Origin of the sequence: Pandoraea iniqua (genome assembly GCF_902459685.1) — a bacterium.
GTDB classification, from domain to species: Bacteria; Pseudomonadota; Gammaproteobacteria; order Burkholderiales; family Burkholderiaceae; genus Pandoraea; species Pandoraea iniqua.
Genome location: NZ_CABPSF010000002.1, coordinates 51,210 through 68,759, shown reverse-complemented (window position 1 = coordinate 68,759; position 17,550 = coordinate 51,210). Strand labels below are relative to the sequence as shown.

The window sequence follows — 17,550 nt, the reverse complement described above, 5'->3', positions numbered from 1 at the left end:
GCTTCATCGTCTGCCGTAGTTCGTTCCCTGTAATGCTGAAGGTTCAGTGCGACGTCGTCTTCACACCGGGACGGCAACCGCTGCCTTCGCAGGCAGCCGGCGGCGCGCGTGTCTGTGCGACTGGCGCAGGTGCCGCGTCAGCGCGTCCGAAGCCGATCTGCTGGAAAACACCGCCACCCAGCTCGAAGCCTGTGGCGTAGTGATAAGCGGCGATCGTCGAGCCCAACGCCACCGAAAGCAACAACAACGTACCCGTACGCCAATGGCGTCGGACCGTGGAAGCCATGTCTCCTCCCTGTCAGAGGTCGGCCCGCTCGGACGACGCTCGTCACCAGCGCATGGCGACGTCTCGGCGGGGATCGAGTTCCAGTCACTACTGAGTCTCGTTTTTTCGCGATTCTGCACGCGCAGCCCCCCTTTTGTCATCCCCGGCTATCCCTAAGGCCAGAATTTATATCGTGTTGTGATATATTTTCTGGCTTTCGGGTGTACGCCTGATAACGCATTCCTTTGGACCTTTCCGGAACATGTCCCGCGACACTTCTCACGATGCGACCGCCCCTGCCGCGCCTATCACGGCCGATGCGCTGAACAAGAGCGACTTCGAAGCCCTCTCGGAATTTCGCTATCGCCTGCGCCGGTTCCTGAACTTCAGCGAGACCGCGGCGCGCGAGGGCGGCATCACGCCGCAGCAGTATCTGTTGCTGCTGCACGTGAAAGGTATACCGGGACGTGAGTGGGCGTCGATTAGTGAATTAGCGGAGCGACTGCAAGCCGTCCATCACAGCGTGGTCGCGCTGGTGGCGCGCTGCGAGAAGGCCGGGCTCGTCACGCGCCGGCAAAACGAGAGCGACCGGCGCGTGGTGGAAGTGCACCTCTCCCCCGCCGGTGACGCGTGTCTCGCCAAGCTCGCGGCCCAACACCGCAACGAGCTGACCACCTTCGCCGACATCTTCCACATTCGTGGCGTTCACCTGTAGGCAACGGCCCCCCCATGTCATCTGCTACCGATACGAATTCACCGATGGCCCCGCCAGCCCATGCGCGCGACTTTGCGCGCACGCCCGGGCTGTCGCGACTCATCCTGCTGGCCGCGTTCATCGGCTTTTGCGGTGTCCCTGCCGCGTGGTTGCTGCTGCACCTGATTCAGGGCTTCACCAACCTGTTCTTCTATCAGACGCTGTCGTTCGCGCCGACCTCGCCCGCGCACAACACGCTGGGCCTCGCCGTCATCGCATTGCCCGTCATCGGCGGGTTGATCGTCGGCGCGATGGCGCGCTTCGGCAGCGACAAGATCCGCGGCCACGGGATTCCGGAAGCCATCGAGGCGATTCTCTTCGGCAAGAGCAAGATGTCGCCGCGCGTGGCAGTACTCAAGCCACTGTCCTCCGGCATCGTGATCGGCAGCGGCGGACCGTTCGGAGCCGAAGGGCCGATCATCATGACCGGTGGTGCCATCGGCTCGCTGATCGCGCAGGCCTTTCACCTGAGCGCCGCCGAGCGCAAGACACTGCTGGTCGCCGGCGCGGCTGCCGGTATGACCGCCGTCTTCGGAACGCCGGTCGCCGCCGTACTGCTCGCGGTGGAGTTGCTGTTGTTCGAATGGCGCCCGCGCAGCCTGTTGCCCGTCATCGTGGCGTGTGCCGTCGCCGGTTTTGCACGGCCGCTGATGCTTGAAGCCGGACCGCTGTTCCCGATGACGACGCCGCCCGTCGTGCCCATCGCCTTGGTTTCGTGTGTAATCGCGGGGGTGTGTGCCGGTGTGCTGTCCGCAGGCATGTCGCGCGCGCTCTACGCGATCGAGGATGCGTTTCACAAGCTGCCGGTGCACTGGATGTGGTGGCCGGCCATTGGCGGCCTCGCGGTCGGTATCGGTGGCTATTTGCAGCCGCGCGCGCTCGGTGTGGGTTACGACGTCATCGCCGACTTGCTCGCGGGTCACTTCACCATGCACGCCGCGCTCGCGCTATTGCTGGTCAAGGCGATCATCTGGGCGATTGCGCTGGGGTCGTGCACGTCGGGCGGTGTGCTTGCCCCGCTGCTGATGATCGGTGCAGGGCTCGGCACGCTGCTCGCCCCGGTGCTGCCGGGAGGCGACGTGTCGCTCTGGGCGCTCATCTGCATGGCGGCCACGCTGGCCGGTGTGCTGGGTGCGCCGCTCACCGCCATCGTCTTTGCCCTCGGTCTGACACACGATGTCAACGCGCTGCTGCCGCTGCTCCTCACCTGCGGCGTCGCGTACGGCGTGACGATCTGGATCATGCCGCGCTCGATCATGACGGAGAAGATCGCGCGGCGCGGACGGCATATTCATCGCGAGTATGGTGTCGATCCGCTGGAGCGGCTACACGTCGGGGAATTGATGACACGCGAGCCGGTTGCCCTGTCGGCGGATATGACAATCGACGCGGCTGCCACGCAAGCGTTCGGCGCGGGGCAACGTCATCGGGCTTATCCCGTGACGGATGCGGCGCACGCCGTGCTGGGCATGGTGGACCGTCAGGCGCTCACGCGGGCACAAACGGCCGGGTTGCAAACGCTGGGGCAGTTGTATGGTGTAAATCCGCCGCTGGTGGCGCTGCCGGGCGAGACCGGACGCATCCTCTCGGCACGCTTTGCGGCGCATGGTCTCGAGCGTTTGCCGGTTGTCGCCGATGCCGTCTCGCGACGTCTCATCGGCATCATCAGCCGCAGCGATCTGGTCAAACCCGCCGAGCACTGGCGTGCCGAAGAGCAGGTCCGCGAGCGCATGCTTCATCTCGGACGCCGACACAACTGATATCACCGCAATACCCGCACTGCCCACGTCACCCCCGTTGACGCGCGCGGCGCGGGTGAATCACCATCGAGGTCTCCGTCACCCGAACGCGCATCGCGCGCCCCCTTCTGATGGCAGCTTCGAAATCGCATGGCACCTCCGCTGGACACCCCATTCGCGTGGGCGTCGGCGGCTGGAATTTCGCCCCGTGGCAAGGCACGTTCTATCCCGAGAAGTGGCCCAAACGCCGCGAACTCGAATACGCCAGCCAGCACCTCACTTCTATCGAAATCAACAGCACGTTCTACGGCTCGCAAAAGCCCGCGACGTTTCGCAACTGGCACGACGAAACGCCGGACGATTTTGTGTTTTCGGTGAAGGCGTCGCGCTATGCCACACACCGCCGCGTGCTCGCGGAAGCCGGCGACTCGGTGCAACGGTTCTTCGATAGCGGCGTGCTCGAACTCGGCAAGAAGCTCGGCCCGGTGAACTGGCAGTTCGCACCGACCAAAGCGTTCGATGCCGACGACTTTGAACACTTTCTGAGCCTGCTGCCGACGTCCGCCGGAGGGCATGCGATCCGCCATGCGCTCGAAGTGCGGCACGAGAGTTTTGCCGTGCCCGCATTCATCAAATTGGCACGCAAGTACAAGATGGCCATCGTGCTCGCGGGGGATGCGAAATTCCCGTGCATCACCGATGTCACCGCGCCGTTCGTCTACGCCCGGCTCATGGGCACCGAGGAGAAGTACAAGCTCGGTTACGCGCCCAAGGCAATGACGACGTGGATCGAGCGCGCCAAGGTCTTCGCGAGCGGGGCCGTACCCAGCGATCTCGACACCGTGGCCGGCCGGCCCCCTAAGGCGAAAAGCCGCGACGTCTTCCTCTATGTCATCAGCGGCTTCAAGGAGCGCAACCCGGCTGCCGCGATGGCGATGATCGACAAGCTCGCGAAGGGCTGAACGGTACGGCTGCACCATTCCGCCGCGAATAAAAAACGCGGCGCACAAGGCGCCGCGTCAACACTGCTACTACGGTCAATCGGTGGTCAGTGCATTGCCGCCGACTTGCGCGCCTGTGCGGCGTCGTCGGACGACAGTTGATCGCCACGCGCACGCTCCCACGCGTTCTTGGCGAGCAGAGCAATCGTCGCAATCACCGCCGGAATCGCCAGCAGCGAGAACGTTGCCGAGAAGCCGAGGTGGCGGCGCATCAATTCCGCGCCCAGCAGCGCACCCGCAATGCCGCCGAAGCGGCCGATCCCGAGCATCCACGCCACGCCGGTGGCACGGCCGTGCGTCGGGTAGAACATCGCCGCGAGCGACGGCATCGACGACTGTGCACCGTTCATCGCCGTGCCTGCGAGGAAGATCAGCGTGACGAGCATGCCGATGTCGCCCATCGCCTGCCCCACGGCGTAGACCAGTACGGCGGTCAACGCATAGCCGATCGCCACGACTTTCTGCGCATTGAACTTGTCCATCAGCCAGCCCGACAGAATCGTGCCGACACCGCCACCCAACGGGAACAGTGCGGTAATCAGTGCGGCGCGCTGCACGGTGAAGCCGGCATCCTTGAACAGAATCGGCATCCAGCTCGTGAGCAGGTAGAAAATCACAAGCCCCATGAAGTAGGTCAGCCACAGCATCACCGAGCCGAAACCGTACTGCTTCGACAGCACCACGCCGATGGGCGAACCTGCACGCTTCGGCGCGGCTTCGTTGACGGTAAACGTCGTCACGTCATCCATCGACTCCCCGGCAATGCGCGACAGAATGCGGCGCACGCGCTCGACCGGCTTCTGATGCACGACGAGATACTTGACCGATTCGGGCAGCAGGAAAATCAGCAGCACCGACAGCAACAGCGGCAACACGCCGCCAAGCACCAGCACGCTGTGCCAGCCGAACGTCGGAATCAGCCACGACGCGACAAAGCCGCCGACCGACGCGCCCAGCGGAAACCCACAGAACATCGTGTTGACGATCACGGCGCGGCGCGCTTCAGGGGCGAACTCCGAAATCAGCGTCACGGCATTCGGCATGGCCGCGCCAAGGCCGAGCCCGGTGAGAAAGCGCAACACCGTCAGCGTCGTCAGATCCTGTGCGAAGGCGGTCGCCAGACTGGCCACGCCAAAGAACACGACCGACAGCACGAGCATCGTCTTGCGGCCGACGCGGTCGGCGAGCGGGCCGGCAAAGATGGCACCGCCGGCCAGACCGAACAGCGCCGCCGAAAGCACCGGACCGAGCGAGCCCTTATCGATATGCCATTCCTGCACAAGGGCAGGTGCGATGTAGCCAATGGCGGCAGTGTCGAAACCGTCGATGGCGACGATGAAGAAACACAAGATCAACACCAGCCACTGAAAGCCGGAAAACCGTTGTGCGTTGATATAGGCGGGCACATCCACCGTGCGCGGCTGGGTCATGAAGCTGTCTCCTCGGAGCTTTGCCGCTCCGTATGTCGTCGTTCTGAAACCGGGTTACGTCCCTCTGAGGGGCCGCGGGGGGTCCCGATTTCTGCCGCTACTGTACGTGTTTCACCCGCCTCTCGAAATGATCTTTCGTCAGATCATCCATAACGGGCGGTTATGCCCCCGACAGGTGCCACCGGGGTGCGAGAACCTTATAGCACGGCCAGTCATCAAGCCGTCCGCCCATCAAGCCATCAGGCCAGCGGCAGCCCGACGTAGTTCTCCGCCAGCGTCATCGACGCCGCACGCGAACTCACCACGTACTCCAGCTCGGCGCGCTGCATTTGTTGCTCGAACGGCGACGCGTCGTCCAGACGGTGCAGCATGCGCGTCATCCAGTACGAGAAGTGCTCGGCCCGCCAGATCCGCTTGAGCGCCGCCTCGGAATAGCCCTTGAGCGCGCCTTCCGTATCGCGATGGAAGAAGTCGTCGAGCGCACGGGCCAGACGCCACACGTCGGCGACGGCCAGATTCATCCCCTTGGCGCCGGTGGGCGGCACGATGTGCGCGGCATCCCCTGCGAGAAAGAGCCGGCCGTGCTGCATCGGCGTTGCCACGAAACTGCGCATGGCGATGACGCCCTTCTGGAAGATGCGCCCTTCCTTGAGTCGCCAGCCGTCGTCGCTCTCGATGCGCGTGTGCAGTTCGTGCCAGATGCGCTCGTCGCTCCACGTCTCGGCACGCTCGGTCGGGTCGCACTGGAAGTACATGCGCTGCACCATCGGCGAGCGCGTGCTGATGAGGGCGAAACCGCGTTCGTGTGCGGCGTAGATCAGCTCGTCGGATGACGGCGGTGCCTCCACCAGCACGCCGAACCAGCCAAACGGATACACGCGCTGGTATTCATTACGCACGTCCGACGGCACCGCTGCACGGCACACGCCGTGGAACCCGTCGCAACCCGCGATGAAATCGCAAGTGAGGCGGCGCGTCTGCCCGTCTACGGTGAACTGCACGCTCGGCTGCGTGCTGTCGACATCGTGCACCGAGACGTCGGACACCTCGAACAGAATCTCGCCCTGTGCCGCCTCGCGCGCCGCGATCAGGTCTTTGATGACCTCGTGCTGCGCGTAGACCGTGATGGCACGCCCGGTCAGTTCGGTGAGCGCAATGCGATGGCGAGCGCCGCCAAACGCCAGCTCGATCCCGTGGTGTACCGCCCCTTCGCGGCGCATGCGCTCGCCCACGCCCGTCTCGTTCAGAATGTCCATCGTGCCCTGCTCCAGCACGCCAGCGCGAATGGTCGATTCGACGGCTTCACGCGAGCGCGATTCGAGCACGATCGATTCGATGCCTTGCAGGTGCAGCAGATGAGAAAGCAGCAGGCCGGCGGGACCGGCACCGACGATGACGACGGGGTAATGGGTACGCATGAGGTTGTCTCCTTAAATTTGCGTCGCCCTCTCGATACACAAACGGCATGCGCGAATGTTGTATTTCTTGACTGCGCTTCACGCATTGCACCAACTTAGGACTGCGCGTAAACGAGCATGTCGAAACACGCGCGCACGCCTTGTCATGAGGGGCGAATGCGTCATATCTTATGGACCGCGCGCGTCGCATTGAATGGATGAATCGACGAGTTTCTTGTACTTTTTCGACAACTTCGCCCAAGGGAAAACCAGTATGTCAGGCTCGTCATCCCGGCTGCGCGCGGCGCGCGACACGATTCCGGAGTTTTCGCTTTACGGTGAATTGCACGAGACCGACAGTGCCGATTTCGTCCACATCGAGTGGATCGAAACGCGCAGCCGTCTGTACGACTGGCACATCGACACGCATCGCCATCTGGGACTGTTTCAGGTACTCGCGATCTTCGAGGGCACCGTCGAGGCGAATGTCGACGACGAGACGTGGGAAGTGGAAGGCCCGGCGGTGATTACCGTGCATCCGTCGGCCGTGCATAACTTCCGTTTCAGTCGCGGCGCGCACGGCTTTGTGCTGACGATGGCGCAGAGCGTGCCGTTCGACGCCGCGTTCGGGGTCGATGCCGATGTCGAATCGCTGCTGCGTAAGCCGTGGCTCTTCGCACTGGCCGATGCGCCGCAAACGCGCGATCGTCTCTATACCCTGCTGGGCCTGATCATGGACGAGTTTTCGCGGCCGCAGCTCGGGCACGCGGAGATGGTCGGCTGGCTCACGCGCAGCGTTCTGCTGCTGCTCACGCGACTGCGCGCGCATCACGATTCGGCCACGCGCACCGGGAGGACCGAGCTCGATTTGTTTGCACGATTTCGCGGACTGGTGGAAACGCACTACACCGAGGCGTGGAGCGTGCCCGCGTACGCAGAGCGGCTGCATGTGACGGAGAGCAAGCTCAACCGGCTATGCCGGCGCATCGCAGGCAAATCGGCGTTCGATCTGGTGCAGGACCGGCTCATGCTCGAAGCCCGTCGCAAGCTCATCTATATTCCCGCACCGGTCTCGCACGTCGCCTACGAACTCGGCTTTCAAGACCCGGCGTACTTCTGCCGGGTGTTCAAACGGCACGTGGGCGTCACGCCCTCGGCATTCCGGCGCTCGGCCCAGCATGAACATCTCGGCGACGATGTGCCGGCCGAGATGTCGGATGAAACACAGGACTAGGCGCAGGACTAGGCACAGGACTCAACTTAGGCCGCCCCGCGCAGGAACGACGACAGCGCGGTCGTGACTGCCGATGCGCATTCGATGTTCGACAGATGCGCGCCCGGCACCACCACCTGCTGCGCGCCGGCAATGCGCTCGACGATAGCCGTCGACATAGCCGGCGGCGTCGCCATATCTTCCGAGCCGGTAATCACCAGCGTCGGCGCCTTGATGGCGGCAATCTCATCGAGCTGATTCATATCGCGCACCGCACCGCAGGCCGCCGCGTAGCCTTCCGGCGACAGCGAGCGGAACATGGCCTTCATGCCGTCCACGGTGGCGGGCTCACGCTGTGGATACGACGGTGTGAACCAGCGCGACACGACCGCATCGGTCACGGCGCCCATGCCGTCAGCAAGCACGGTACGGATACGGCCGTTCCAGCCGTCCTCACCGCCGATGTGCGCCGACGAGCAGACAATCGCCAGCCGATCGAGACGCTCCGGTGCATGAATGCCCAGCCACATGCCGGTCATGCCGCCCATCGACACGCCAGCCAGACTGGCACGGGCAACGCCGAGGGCATCGAGCAGTGCCACCACGTCACGCCCGAGTTGCGCGATGTTGTAAGGTCCCGGCGTCACCGACGAGCCGCCGTGTCCGCGCGTGTCGTAACGAATCACACGGAAGTCGCGCGCCAGCACGCTCACCTGCGGCGCCCACATTTCAAGCGTGGTGCCCAGCGAATTGGACAGTACCAGCGCGGGGGCGTGGTCGGCCCCATCGATCGCCACACGCAGCGTGGCGTCACCCACGTCGATCAGACGTTCTACGGTCATTCGAATCGTCTCCTCAACCTTGTGCGTCGTCACGCGCACGCGTGGTCGAACCCGGCTCGGCTGCTTCCATTTCCGCGAACACCTTCTCGGCATCGTGAATGGCCTGATTCGCCGCGGGCAAGCCGCAATACAACGCGGCGTGCATGAACAGCTCTTTCATCTCGTCGCGGGTCACACCGTTGTTGAACGCGGCGCGCACGTGCATGCGGAACTCGTCGCCGCGATTGAGCGCGATGAGCAGCGAGAGCGTGATCATGCTGCGCATATGGCGCGTCAGCCCCGGACGCGTCCAGATATCGCCCCATGCGAAGCGCGTGATGAAGTTCTGAAACTCGTCGTTGAATTCGTTGCGACGCGTGAGCGTGCGATCGACGTGCGCGTCGCCAAGGACGGCGCGACGCACCTGCATGCCGTTGTCGTAGCGTTCCTGATCGTTCATTGAGATGTCCCGCCTTGAAGAGAGTCAGGGACCGCCGCGTCAGCGAGCGCCAATACGCGGCTCACAAACGTCTCGGCAGCGCCCAGATAGTGTTGAGGGTCCGTCAGACGCACGAGGGCGTCGTCGGAGAGAACGCGCGTGATCTCGTCGTCTTCGCGCAGCACGTCGAGCAGATCGCGCTGTTGGGCCACGGCGTCGCGGCAGCGGGCTTCGATGCGGCGATGCGCCTCTAACCGCCCCATCGATTCGCCGAGCGCCATCGTGACCGCTTCCGCCATGATCAGGCCATGCGTCATGTCGACGTTGGCGCGCATGCGTGCACTGTCCACCGTCCATCCGTCGATCAGCGTGCGCGATGTCGCCAGCGCACCGCCGCACAACATGAGCAGCTCGGGCAACGTTTCCCACTCGGCGTGCCAAGTGCCCAGCCCGCGCTCATGGTCCTGTTGCATCGCGCCGAACAACGTGGCGACGAGTTGGGGCGTGCGTGCCGCGGCGGCAAGAATGGCAGCGCACCCGACCGGGTTGCGTTTGTGCGGCATGGTCGACGAGCCGCCCCGGCCCGGACCGGATGCCTCGCCGATCTCGCCCACTTCCGTCTGCGTGAGCATGGCCGTATCGCGCGCAAACTTGCCGAGCAGGCCCGTGAGCGATGCCGCCCAACTGCCCACGCGCACGATGCGATCGCGCTGGCCGTGCCACGGCGTGGCGGCGTCGGACAAACCGAGATGCTTCGCCAGTGCCGCGCTCACCGCCGGGCCTTGCGTGCCCAATGAAGCGAGCGTGCCTGCCGCGCCGCCGAATTGCACGCACAGCACTTGCTCACGCAGCGCGCGCAGGTCCGTGCGCGCGCGCAACAGCGCGTCGAGCGTGCCGGCCAGCTTCAGGCCGAAGGTGATGGGCAACGCGTGTTGCAACCACGTGCGGCCAATCATTAGCGTCGCACGATGCGCGCGCACTTGGTCGGCGAACTGTGCAATCAGACCGTCGAGGTCCGTGCCGAGATCGTCGAGCGCGCCACGCACTTGCAGCATGAGACCGGTATCGATCGCATCCTGACTGGTCGCGCCCCAGTGCACGAAGCGGGCCGCTTCGGGGTCGAGCGTTTTCACGCGCGCGGTCAGTTGTTTGACCAGTGGAATGGCGAGATTGCCCGCGCACGCGGCGGCGTCGCGCAGGGCGGGCCAATCGAGATCGGCCGCGTGGGCAGAGGCGGTAATGGGGGCGACGGCAGACGCCGGGATGAGGCCGGTATCGGCTTCGGCGCGCGCGAGCGCCACTTCGAAGTCGAGCATGCCCTGAAGCGTGGCGTCGCGCGAGAAGCGCGCCGACACGGCAGCGCCGCGCAGCAATGAGTCAAGCAGTTCCGTCATCGGAGAGTCGATGGTGGTTGTTGCATTGCAAAAATGCAGAGACGGCCACGGTCCGCCAGCACTTTCATGCCGGTGGCCCGAGGCCGCGCCAATGTCAGAAAGACTTCAACCGACGTCAGAGGTCGAACGTCAGAGGTCGAGGAAGACCGTCTCCGCATTGCCGCCGTGGCTCTGCATACGGATATCGAAACGGTACGTCACACGCCCGCCGATCACCTCGCGGCGCGCCACCAGCGTGTGGCGCCGCTCGGCCGGTACCTGTTGCAGCACGGGGTCTGCCGCGTTGGCAGTTGCCTCATCGTCGAAATAGATACGCGTAAACAGATGATTCAGCAAGCCCCGCATCGTCAGCACCACGTCGATACGCGGCGCCTCGCCCTGCCCGGTCGAGCCCGGCTTGATCGTCTCGATCACGAAGCGGTTCTCGGCGTCGGTGCCCGTGCCGCAACGCGCGGCACCCGCAAAACCGGTGCGCTCGATGTCGTCGGCCGTCTCGACATAGCGCCCGTCGGCGTCGGCCTGCACGATCTCGATGAGGGCGTCGTTGATCGGATTACCCGCGCCGTCGATCACCTGACCGATCAGGCGAATGGCTTCGCCCTTCGCACGGTCGGTGGCGGCCACCGGCGTGAAGGCGCTCTTGAAGTCGTACAGGTACTGCTCGGGCGAGAGGCCATAAGCGAAGTACGGGCCGACGGTCTGCGACGGCGTTTGCTTGTAGTCGGACATGGCTCAGGACTCCATCGGCGTTTGGTCGGCACCGCGCAGCACGATGTCGAATTCGTAACCCAGCGCGTAGTCGGGCTCGGTGATGTCCATCGAAAAGCGCGCGATCAGGCGGTTGCGGGCATGCGCCGGCGTGGCCTCGAAAATCGGGTCGTAGGCGAGCAGCGGGTCGCCCGGGAAGTACATTTGCGTCACGAGCCGGGTCGCGAAGTACTGGCCGAACACCGAGAAGTGCAAATGCTGCGGACGCCACGCGTTGTGGTGGTTCTTCCACGGGTACGCACCCGGCTTGATCGTCAGAAACTTGTAACGCCCTTCGGCATCGGTCATCGCGCGGCCGGCACCGAGAAAGTTCGGATCGAGCGGGGCGTCGTGCTGATCGACCTTGTGCACATAACGGCCGCAGGCGTTCGCCTGCCACAGTTCAACGAGGGTATTGGGTACCGGACGGCCGCCTTCGTCGAGCACGCGGCCGGTGACGATGATGCGCTCGCCAAGCGGTTCGCCGTTGCGCACGGCATTGCGCGTCAGGTCGCTGTCCAGCGCCCCGATGATGCCGTTGCCGTAGACCGGCGAGCGCAGGTCTGCGAGATTCTGTTTAACCGGAACCAGCAGTTCCTTGGGGCCTCGCAGCGCGGTGGACTTGTACCCGCTGTCGATGAGTTTGGGATGGGAGTCCCAATCGCGCGGGCGCAGGACGGTTGTCGACTTCGACATGGTCTCACTCCATTTTGTGTTGACGGGCCTGGCTAGGATGAACAAATCCTTCCAGTGTGTTGAGTTCGTTTGCAACACTATATCCATAATCAACGGATATATTTATTGACATTTTCTTAGGCTTTTCATAACTTTTCGGCATGGAAAGACACTTACTCGACGGGCGTATCAAGCTGCGCCATTTGCAATGCCTGCTGGCGGTCGCGCAGCACGGCAGCCTGCAACGGGCGGCCGAAGCGCTGTCCATCACCCAGCCGGCCGTGAGCAAGACCATTGCCGAGCTTGAAGCGCTGCTCGGCGTGCGCCTGTTCGACCGTGGCCGTAATGGCGCACGCCCGACCGCGCAGGCCGAACTCTTCCTGCGCCATGCGGGCGCCAGCGTCAGCGCGCTGCGGCAGGGCATCGATGTCCTGTCGCGCGCCGTCGGTCAGACCGGCGGCGTGATCGAGATCGCCGTACTGCCCACGCTGGCGGCGGCGATGATGCCCGCCGTGCTCGAAACCTTCCGCCGGGAATGGCCGGGCATCGTCGTGCAAGTCCACACCGGTGCTAACCAGCAGTTGCTCACGCAGTTGAAATCGGGACAGGTGGCGCTCGCGTTGGGGCGTCTGTCCGGGCCGGAAGGCATGACCGGCCTCACCTTCGAACACCTCTACGCCACCCCGCTCTGCATCGTGGTGCGCCCCGACCATCCGCTGGTGAAACAGCGCACCGTGTCGATTGCCGATATCGCCCGCTACCACGTCGTGCTGCCGCCGCACGGCACCATCCTGCGTCATACCGCCGACAGTTTCCTGCGCGCCCATGGCGTCGGCGCGCTGGACGACTATTCGGAACTGCTCTCCATGTCGCTCGCCCGCGCCATGACGCTGCGCGACGACGTGGTCTGGATCGCCTCGGAAATCACCGTGCAGGACGATCTGGCCGACGGCGTGCTGTGCGCCCTGCCCTTTGCCACCAAAGGCACCGAGGAGTCCATCGGCATTCTCTGGCGCAACGACACCATGCCCACACCGCCCGAACAGACGCTCATCAGCGCCATGCGCGAAGCCGCGCGCGTGCGCTACGGCGTGCCCGGGCTTCGTTGAGCGCTGGGCTTCACACCACTGCGGGCGATGTGTCCGCACTGGCACCCAGACCCAGCATGCGCACGGCGTTCTCCTTGAGCACCAGCGGTTTGACCTCGTCGCGAAAGCCCGCCGTCTCGAAGTCGCGTAGCCAGCGGTCCGGGGCAATCAACGGAAAGTCCGAGCCGAACAGCATCTTTTCGCGCAGCAGTGAGTTCGCGTACTGCACCAGCTCCGGCGAGAAGTACTTCGGCGACCAGCCCGACAAGTCGATATACACGTTCGGCTTGTGCAGCGCGATCGAGAGCGCCTGCGATTGCCACGGCCATGAGGGGTGCGCGATCACGATGTTCATTTCGGGAAAATCGGTCGCCACGTCGTCGAGATGAATCGGCTCCGAGTACTTGAGCCGCAGCCCGCCGCCGCCCGGCATGCCAGAACCGATGCCCGAATGGCCGCTGTGGAACACGGCGGTCAGTTGGTACTCCGCGATCAGTTCGTACATCGGATACGCCATCCGGTCGTTGGCGAAGAAGCCCTGCATCGTCGGGTGGAACTTGAACCCGCGTACGCCAAACTCCTCCACCAGACGGCGCGCTTCGCGCACGCCCATGCGTCCCTTGTGCGGATCGATGCTCGCGAACGCGATCATGATGTCGGCGTTCTCTTGCGCATAGCCCGCGATTTCCTCGTTCGGAATACGCCGCCGGCCGATGTTGGCCTCGCAATCGACCGTGAACATCACGAAGCCGATGTTGCGCTCGCGGTAATGGGCGATGGTCTCGGGAATCGTCGGCCGGCGGTTCTGCTTGAGCACGGTGCCGAAGTATTTGTCCGCCGCGTCGTCGAATGCTTTGCCAAACAGATCCGGAGGCTGACAGCACGACACTTCGGCGTGAACGTGCGTGTCGATAGCGACGAGTGTGTCGAGATTCATGCTGCGGTCTCCGGTTCGGCGACTTGCGCCGCGATGATGCTCATCGCCCGCCGTGTGTTGGGGAGTTCGAATTTGAGCCAGTAGCGCGCTGCGCTGCGTTTTCCATAGGCATCGTCGCCATCGGCGAGCGCCGCCAGCGCCCAGAGGCCTGCCATCGACAGGCCGTGCACGGCGCGCATCACCTCGCCCGCCACACATAACGCTGCACGGGGCGATGCCTGTGCAAGCGCAATGGCATCCGGCATCAGTGCCCGCCATTCGTCGAAGCAGGCCAGCGCTGCATCGAAGCCACCCAGCGTGCCGTCGGCCGACGCCTCGCACACCCGGGCGCGTGCCCAGTCGAACCATTGCTGCAAGGTCGCGCCGTTGTCACGAACGATCTTGCGCATGAACAGATCGATGGCCTGAATCTCGTTCGTGCCTTCGTAGATCATCGGGATACGTGCGTCGCGCATGATTTGCGAGATGCCCGTTTCTTCCACATAGCCGTAACCGCCGAACACTTGCAACGCCGCGCTAGCACCTTCGAACGCCTGTTCCGTGAGCATCGCCTTGACGATCGGCGTCAGCAGCGCGGCAAGCGCATTGGCATGCTGCCGGGCGTCAGGCGTCCCGGCGTGATGTGCCTCGTCAATCGCGAGTGCTGCGCGATACAACAACAAGCGTGCGCCTTCGACCGCGACGCGTTGCCCTTCAAGCAAACGCCACACTGCCGGATGCGCCGCGATAGGGGCTCCCGCAGCCGCCCCCGGCACACGCGACTGCACGCGCTCGGTGGCGTGTCGCGCAGACATCTCGAACGCGTTCTGTGCCAGACCGAGACCGGAAGCGCCCACATGCAGCCGTGCCGAATTCATCATCGCGAACATCGCTTCGAGTCCCCCGTGAGGAGATCCGACGAGATAGCCCGTCGCGCCCTCGAAAGCCATCGAGCAAGTGGCACTGCCGCGAATGCCCATCTTGTGTTCGATGCCGGTGCAGTGCACGGCATTGCGTTCGCCGTCGGGCAGCCACTTCGGTACGAGAAAGAGCGATAACCCGGCGCTACCTGCCGGGGCGTCAACCGTGCGCGCCAGCACCAGATGCACAATGTTCGGCGTGAAGTCCTGATCGCCGCCGGAGATGAATATCTTCTCGCCGGTCACGCGTACCGTCTGATCGTCAAGCCACTCAGCACGCGTGCGAATCTGCCCCAGATCGCTACCGGCGCCCGGCTCGGTCAGGCACATCGTCGCCAGCCATTCACCGCTCACCAGCGGCGCAAGCCAAGCGTTCTGCAACGCCTCGCTGCCGAAGCGATGCACGCACTCGTACGCACCGTGCAGAATTCCCGGGTACATCGTCCATGCGAGGTTCGCCCCGGCGGTCAGCTCCTGCAACGCCACCTGCGCAACGATCGGCAGACCCTGCCCGCCCACGTCGGGATCACAAGGCAGCGACGGCCAGCCCGCCTCCCGGTACTGGCGATACGCCTCGGCAAACCCTGCCGGGGTGCACACCTCGCCGTCCTGCCACTGGCAACCGTCACGATCGCCAACCGCGTTGAGCGGCGCCAGCACGTCGCGTGCAAAGCGCCCCGCTTCGTTGACCACCTGCATCAGCGTTGCCGTGTCGAACTCGCGAAACGGCGCCAGTTGGGCGAGCGCATCGCTCACGCCGAGCTGCGTCATTACGAACGCAATATCGTCCGTCGCACTACGCACTTCCCGATAGGCCATTTCAGCGTCTCTCGGGGGCCAGAATCGCGCGCACGTCGCCCGCTTGCGCGGCATGCAACGCGTCGACGGTTGCCGCACGATGGTCCTGCACCGCTCGCTGATTGATCGAGCCCTTGTCGGTCACTTCGCCGCGATCGAGCGATGGCGGCGTATCGAGCAGCCAGAGTCGCGCCACGTAGGTCGCACTGCCGCCTGCCTGTAAATTCAGTTGCTGCATCAGACCGGCGAAGAACTCGCGGACCGGGGCGGATGCCACCACCTCGGCCATCGGCGCACTCGCCGGCAGCCCACTCAGCCGTCGGCAGTCGTCGACGCGCGGGAAGACGAGCAGGCCGATGTCGTCGCGATTGATGCCGGTCACCACTGCGTCCTGCACGTACGGTGCGCCTTCGGAAATCACACGCGCCCGCAGCGGCCCGACACTCACGAACGTGCCCGAACTCAGTTTGAAGTCTTCGGTAATACGGCCGTCGAATTGCAGCCCGATCTCCGGATGTGCGATATCCACGAAGGTTGCCGCGTCGCCGGTGCAGTAGTAGCCCTCTTCGTCAAAGACCGGATCCGACGCCTCGTGTCGCCAGTAGCCGCCCATGACATTCGGGCCGCGAAAGCGCACTTCGAGCTTGCCGCCGACAGGTGCGAGTTTCACCTCGCAGCCGGGGGCCGGCAGTCCGATGTACCCGGCGCGCATGATCGGCCCGGTCGTGAACATGCAACTCGGCGAGGTTTCCGTCATCCCCAGACCGGACATGATGCGAATGCGCTCGCCGCAGTGCGTTTCCGTCACACGCTCCAGCCGATCCCATGCCGCCTGTGACAGCCCGGCACCGCCAAAGAAATACAGATTCACTTTCGCGAAGAAGCGCTCGCGCAATTCCGCGTCTTTCTCCAACGCGATGGCGAGATCTTCCCAGCCTTTGGGCACGTTGAAATAGACCGTCGGCGAAATCTCGCGAAGATTGCGCAGCGTTTCTTCGAACTTACCCGCCACGGGTTTGCCGTCGTCGATATACAGCGTGCCGCCGTTGTACAGCGCAATGCCAACGTTGTGACTGCCGCCGTACGTGTGATTCCACGGCAACCAGTCGATCAGCACGGGCGGTGCCTCGCCGAACGTCGGGAACGTTTGCAGCAGCATTTGCTGGTTGCTGCACAGCATGCGCTGTGTCGTCGGCACGGCCTTCGGCTGACGCGTCGAGCCGGAGGTGAAGAGAATCTTGGCGATGGTCTGTCCATCGACCTTCGCATGGGCCGCATCGATATCGCGCGGCACGGTGTCGAGCAACGTACCGAAGGCCAACGTGCCATTCGCGCCATCGCCCGTCACGCGAATCACATCGTCACCGAGGACGGCATCCATCGCACGGTGGTAGGCGCTCGCGTCCGTGGCATAGACAAGCCCCGGTTGCAGCAGACCCAGCGTATGGCGCAATTTTCCGAAATCGGTCGACACGATGGAATACGCGGGCGAAATCGGCGCAAACGGCACGCCTGCGAACATCGCACCGAGCGCCAGTTGAAAGTGTTCGAGATCGTTGCCGGAAAGAATCGCAATCGGACGCGTCTGCGACAGCCCACGATCGAGCAGCGCCTGACCGATGGCCCGCGCCCGCGACAGCATCTCGGCGTACGTGATGCCGACCCACTCGCCGTCAGCGCCACGGCGCGCAATGAGCCACCGCTCGGGGTGCTTTGCCGCACCGCTCACGAGACGGTCGGTCAGCCGCTCGGGAAACTCACCGAGCGCTTCGCGCGAACGCAGATACCAGAACTCGCCGTCGCGCAGCAGCTCCACGCCGGGGTTGCCAATGGCGACGTGACGATAGCGATGCGCAGCAGTATCGGCTGCGGCCGGGATGTTGCCTTGGTTCAAAACACTGTCTCCTGCTTCCGGCCTGCCGCGCGGCGCTCTCGGGCGCATGTCGCGACGGG

16 protein-coding genes are annotated in these 17,550 nt (G+C 64.2%); 5 read left to right on the top strand and 11 right to left on the bottom strand.

Going from position 1 to position 17,550, the window contains the following annotated elements:
- Positions 1–43: 43 nt before the first annotated feature.
- Positions 44–286 (bottom strand): hypothetical protein, encoded by a 243-nt coding sequence (locus PIN31009_RS06075; RefSeq protein ID WP_058375606.1) that lies wholly within the window; start codon positions 284–286, stop codon positions 44–46.
- Positions 287–527: 241 nt separating this feature from the next.
- On the opposite strand from PIN31009_RS06075, the gene PIN31009_RS06070 reads away from it, so the two are divergent.
- From PIN31009_RS06070 to PIN31009_RS06060, 3 genes are all read left to right on the top strand, one after another.
- Positions 528–980 (top strand): MarR family winged helix-turn-helix transcriptional regulator, encoded by a 453-nt coding sequence (locus PIN31009_RS06070; protein WP_150789682.1) that lies wholly within the window; start codon positions 528–530, stop codon positions 978–980.
- Positions 981–1,024: 44 nt separating this feature from the next.
- Complete coding sequence (locus PIN31009_RS06065; RefSeq protein ID WP_150790231.1) at positions 1,025–2,779, top strand: chloride channel protein; 1,755 nt, start codon at positions 1,025–1,027, stop codon at positions 2,777–2,779.
- A 110-nt stretch (positions 2,780–2,889) separates the two neighbouring features.
- The gene (locus tag PIN31009_RS06060; protein WP_150789681.1) at positions 2,890–3,720 is read left to right on the top strand and encodes a DUF72 domain-containing protein; all 831 of its coding nucleotides are present in this window, start codon (positions 2,890–2,892) and stop codon (positions 3,718–3,720) included.
- An 86-nt stretch (positions 3,721–3,806) separates the two neighbouring features.
- Here the strand turns inward: PIN31009_RS06060 and PIN31009_RS06055 are convergent, their stop codons facing one another.
- Positions 3,807–5,189, bottom strand: a complete 1,383-nt coding sequence (locus tag PIN31009_RS06055) for an MFS transporter (RefSeq protein WP_150683500.1) — start codon at positions 5,187–5,189, stop codon at positions 3,807–3,809.
- A 239-nt stretch (positions 5,190–5,428) separates the two neighbouring features.
- Positions 5,429–6,607 (bottom strand): 4-hydroxybenzoate 3-monooxygenase, encoded by a 1,179-nt coding sequence (pobA, locus tag PIN31009_RS06050; RefSeq protein ID WP_150789680.1) that lies wholly within the window; start codon positions 6,605–6,607, stop codon positions 5,429–5,431.
- Between the two features lie 253 nt (positions 6,608–6,860).
- Between pobA and PIN31009_RS06045 the strand changes: the two genes are divergently transcribed.
- Positions 6,861–7,820: a helix-turn-helix domain-containing protein gene (locus PIN31009_RS06045; RefSeq protein ID WP_174996993.1), complete on the top strand. Its 960-nt coding sequence runs from the start codon at positions 6,861–6,863 to the stop codon at positions 7,818–7,820.
- 26 nt (positions 7,821–7,846) lie between these two features.
- On the opposite strand, the gene pcaD is transcribed toward PIN31009_RS06045, so the two are convergent.
- From pcaD to pcaH, 5 genes are all read right to left on the bottom strand, one after another.
- Positions 7,847–8,641: a 3-oxoadipate enol-lactonase gene (gene pcaD, locus PIN31009_RS06040; RefSeq protein ID WP_150683497.1), complete on the bottom strand. Its 795-nt coding sequence runs from the start codon at positions 8,639–8,641 to the stop codon at positions 7,847–7,849.
- Positions 8,642–8,654: 13 nt separating this feature from the next.
- Positions 8,655–9,080, bottom strand: a complete 426-nt coding sequence (pcaC, locus tag PIN31009_RS06035; protein WP_087687337.1) for a 4-carboxymuconolactone decarboxylase — start codon at positions 9,078–9,080, stop codon at positions 8,655–8,657.
- The gene (locus PIN31009_RS06030) at positions 9,077–10,453 is read right to left on the bottom strand and encodes a 3-carboxy-cis,cis-muconate cycloisomerase (RefSeq protein ID WP_150789678.1); all 1,377 of its coding nucleotides are present in this window, start codon (positions 10,451–10,453) and stop codon (positions 9,077–9,079) included. Before PIN31009_RS06030 ends, pcaC begins: the two co-directional genes overlap by 4 nt.
- A gap of 129 nt (positions 10,454–10,582) precedes the next feature.
- Positions 10,583–11,182 (bottom strand): protocatechuate 3,4-dioxygenase subunit alpha, encoded by a 600-nt coding sequence (gene pcaG, locus PIN31009_RS06025; protein WP_150789677.1) that lies wholly within the window; start codon positions 11,180–11,182, stop codon positions 10,583–10,585.
- A 3-nt stretch (positions 11,183–11,185) separates the two neighbouring features.
- Positions 11,186–11,896, bottom strand: a complete 711-nt coding sequence (gene pcaH, locus PIN31009_RS06020; RefSeq protein ID WP_058375615.1) for a protocatechuate 3,4-dioxygenase subunit beta — start codon at positions 11,894–11,896, stop codon at positions 11,186–11,188.
- Positions 11,897–12,036: 140 nt separating this feature from the next.
- Between pcaH and pcaQ the strand changes: the two genes are divergently transcribed.
- Positions 12,037–12,984 (top strand): pca operon transcription factor PcaQ, encoded by a 948-nt coding sequence (gene pcaQ / locus PIN31009_RS06015; protein WP_150683494.1) that lies wholly within the window; start codon positions 12,037–12,039, stop codon positions 12,982–12,984.
- 10 nt (positions 12,985–12,994) lie between these two features.
- Here pcaQ and PIN31009_RS06010 read toward each other — a convergent pair whose 3' ends face one another.
- From PIN31009_RS06010 to PIN31009_RS06000, 3 genes are read right to left on the bottom strand one after another with little or no spacing between them, the layout of a single operon-like run.
- Positions 12,995–13,900 (bottom strand): amidohydrolase family protein, encoded by a 906-nt coding sequence (locus tag PIN31009_RS06010; protein WP_150789676.1) that lies wholly within the window; start codon positions 13,898–13,900, stop codon positions 12,995–12,997.
- The gene (locus PIN31009_RS06005; protein WP_150789675.1) at positions 13,897–15,618 is read right to left on the bottom strand and encodes an acyl-CoA dehydrogenase family protein; all 1,722 of its coding nucleotides are present in this window, start codon (positions 15,616–15,618) and stop codon (positions 13,897–13,899) included. The genes PIN31009_RS06010 and PIN31009_RS06005 overlap by 4 nt, the downstream gene beginning before the upstream one ends.
- A gap of 1 nt (position 15,619) precedes the next feature.
- On the bottom strand, positions 15,620–17,491 hold the full coding sequence (locus PIN31009_RS06000; protein ID WP_425495468.1) for a feruloyl-CoA synthase: 1,872 nt from the start codon (positions 17,489–17,491) through the stop codon (positions 15,620–15,622).
- Positions 17,492–17,550: the final 59 nt, after the last annotated feature.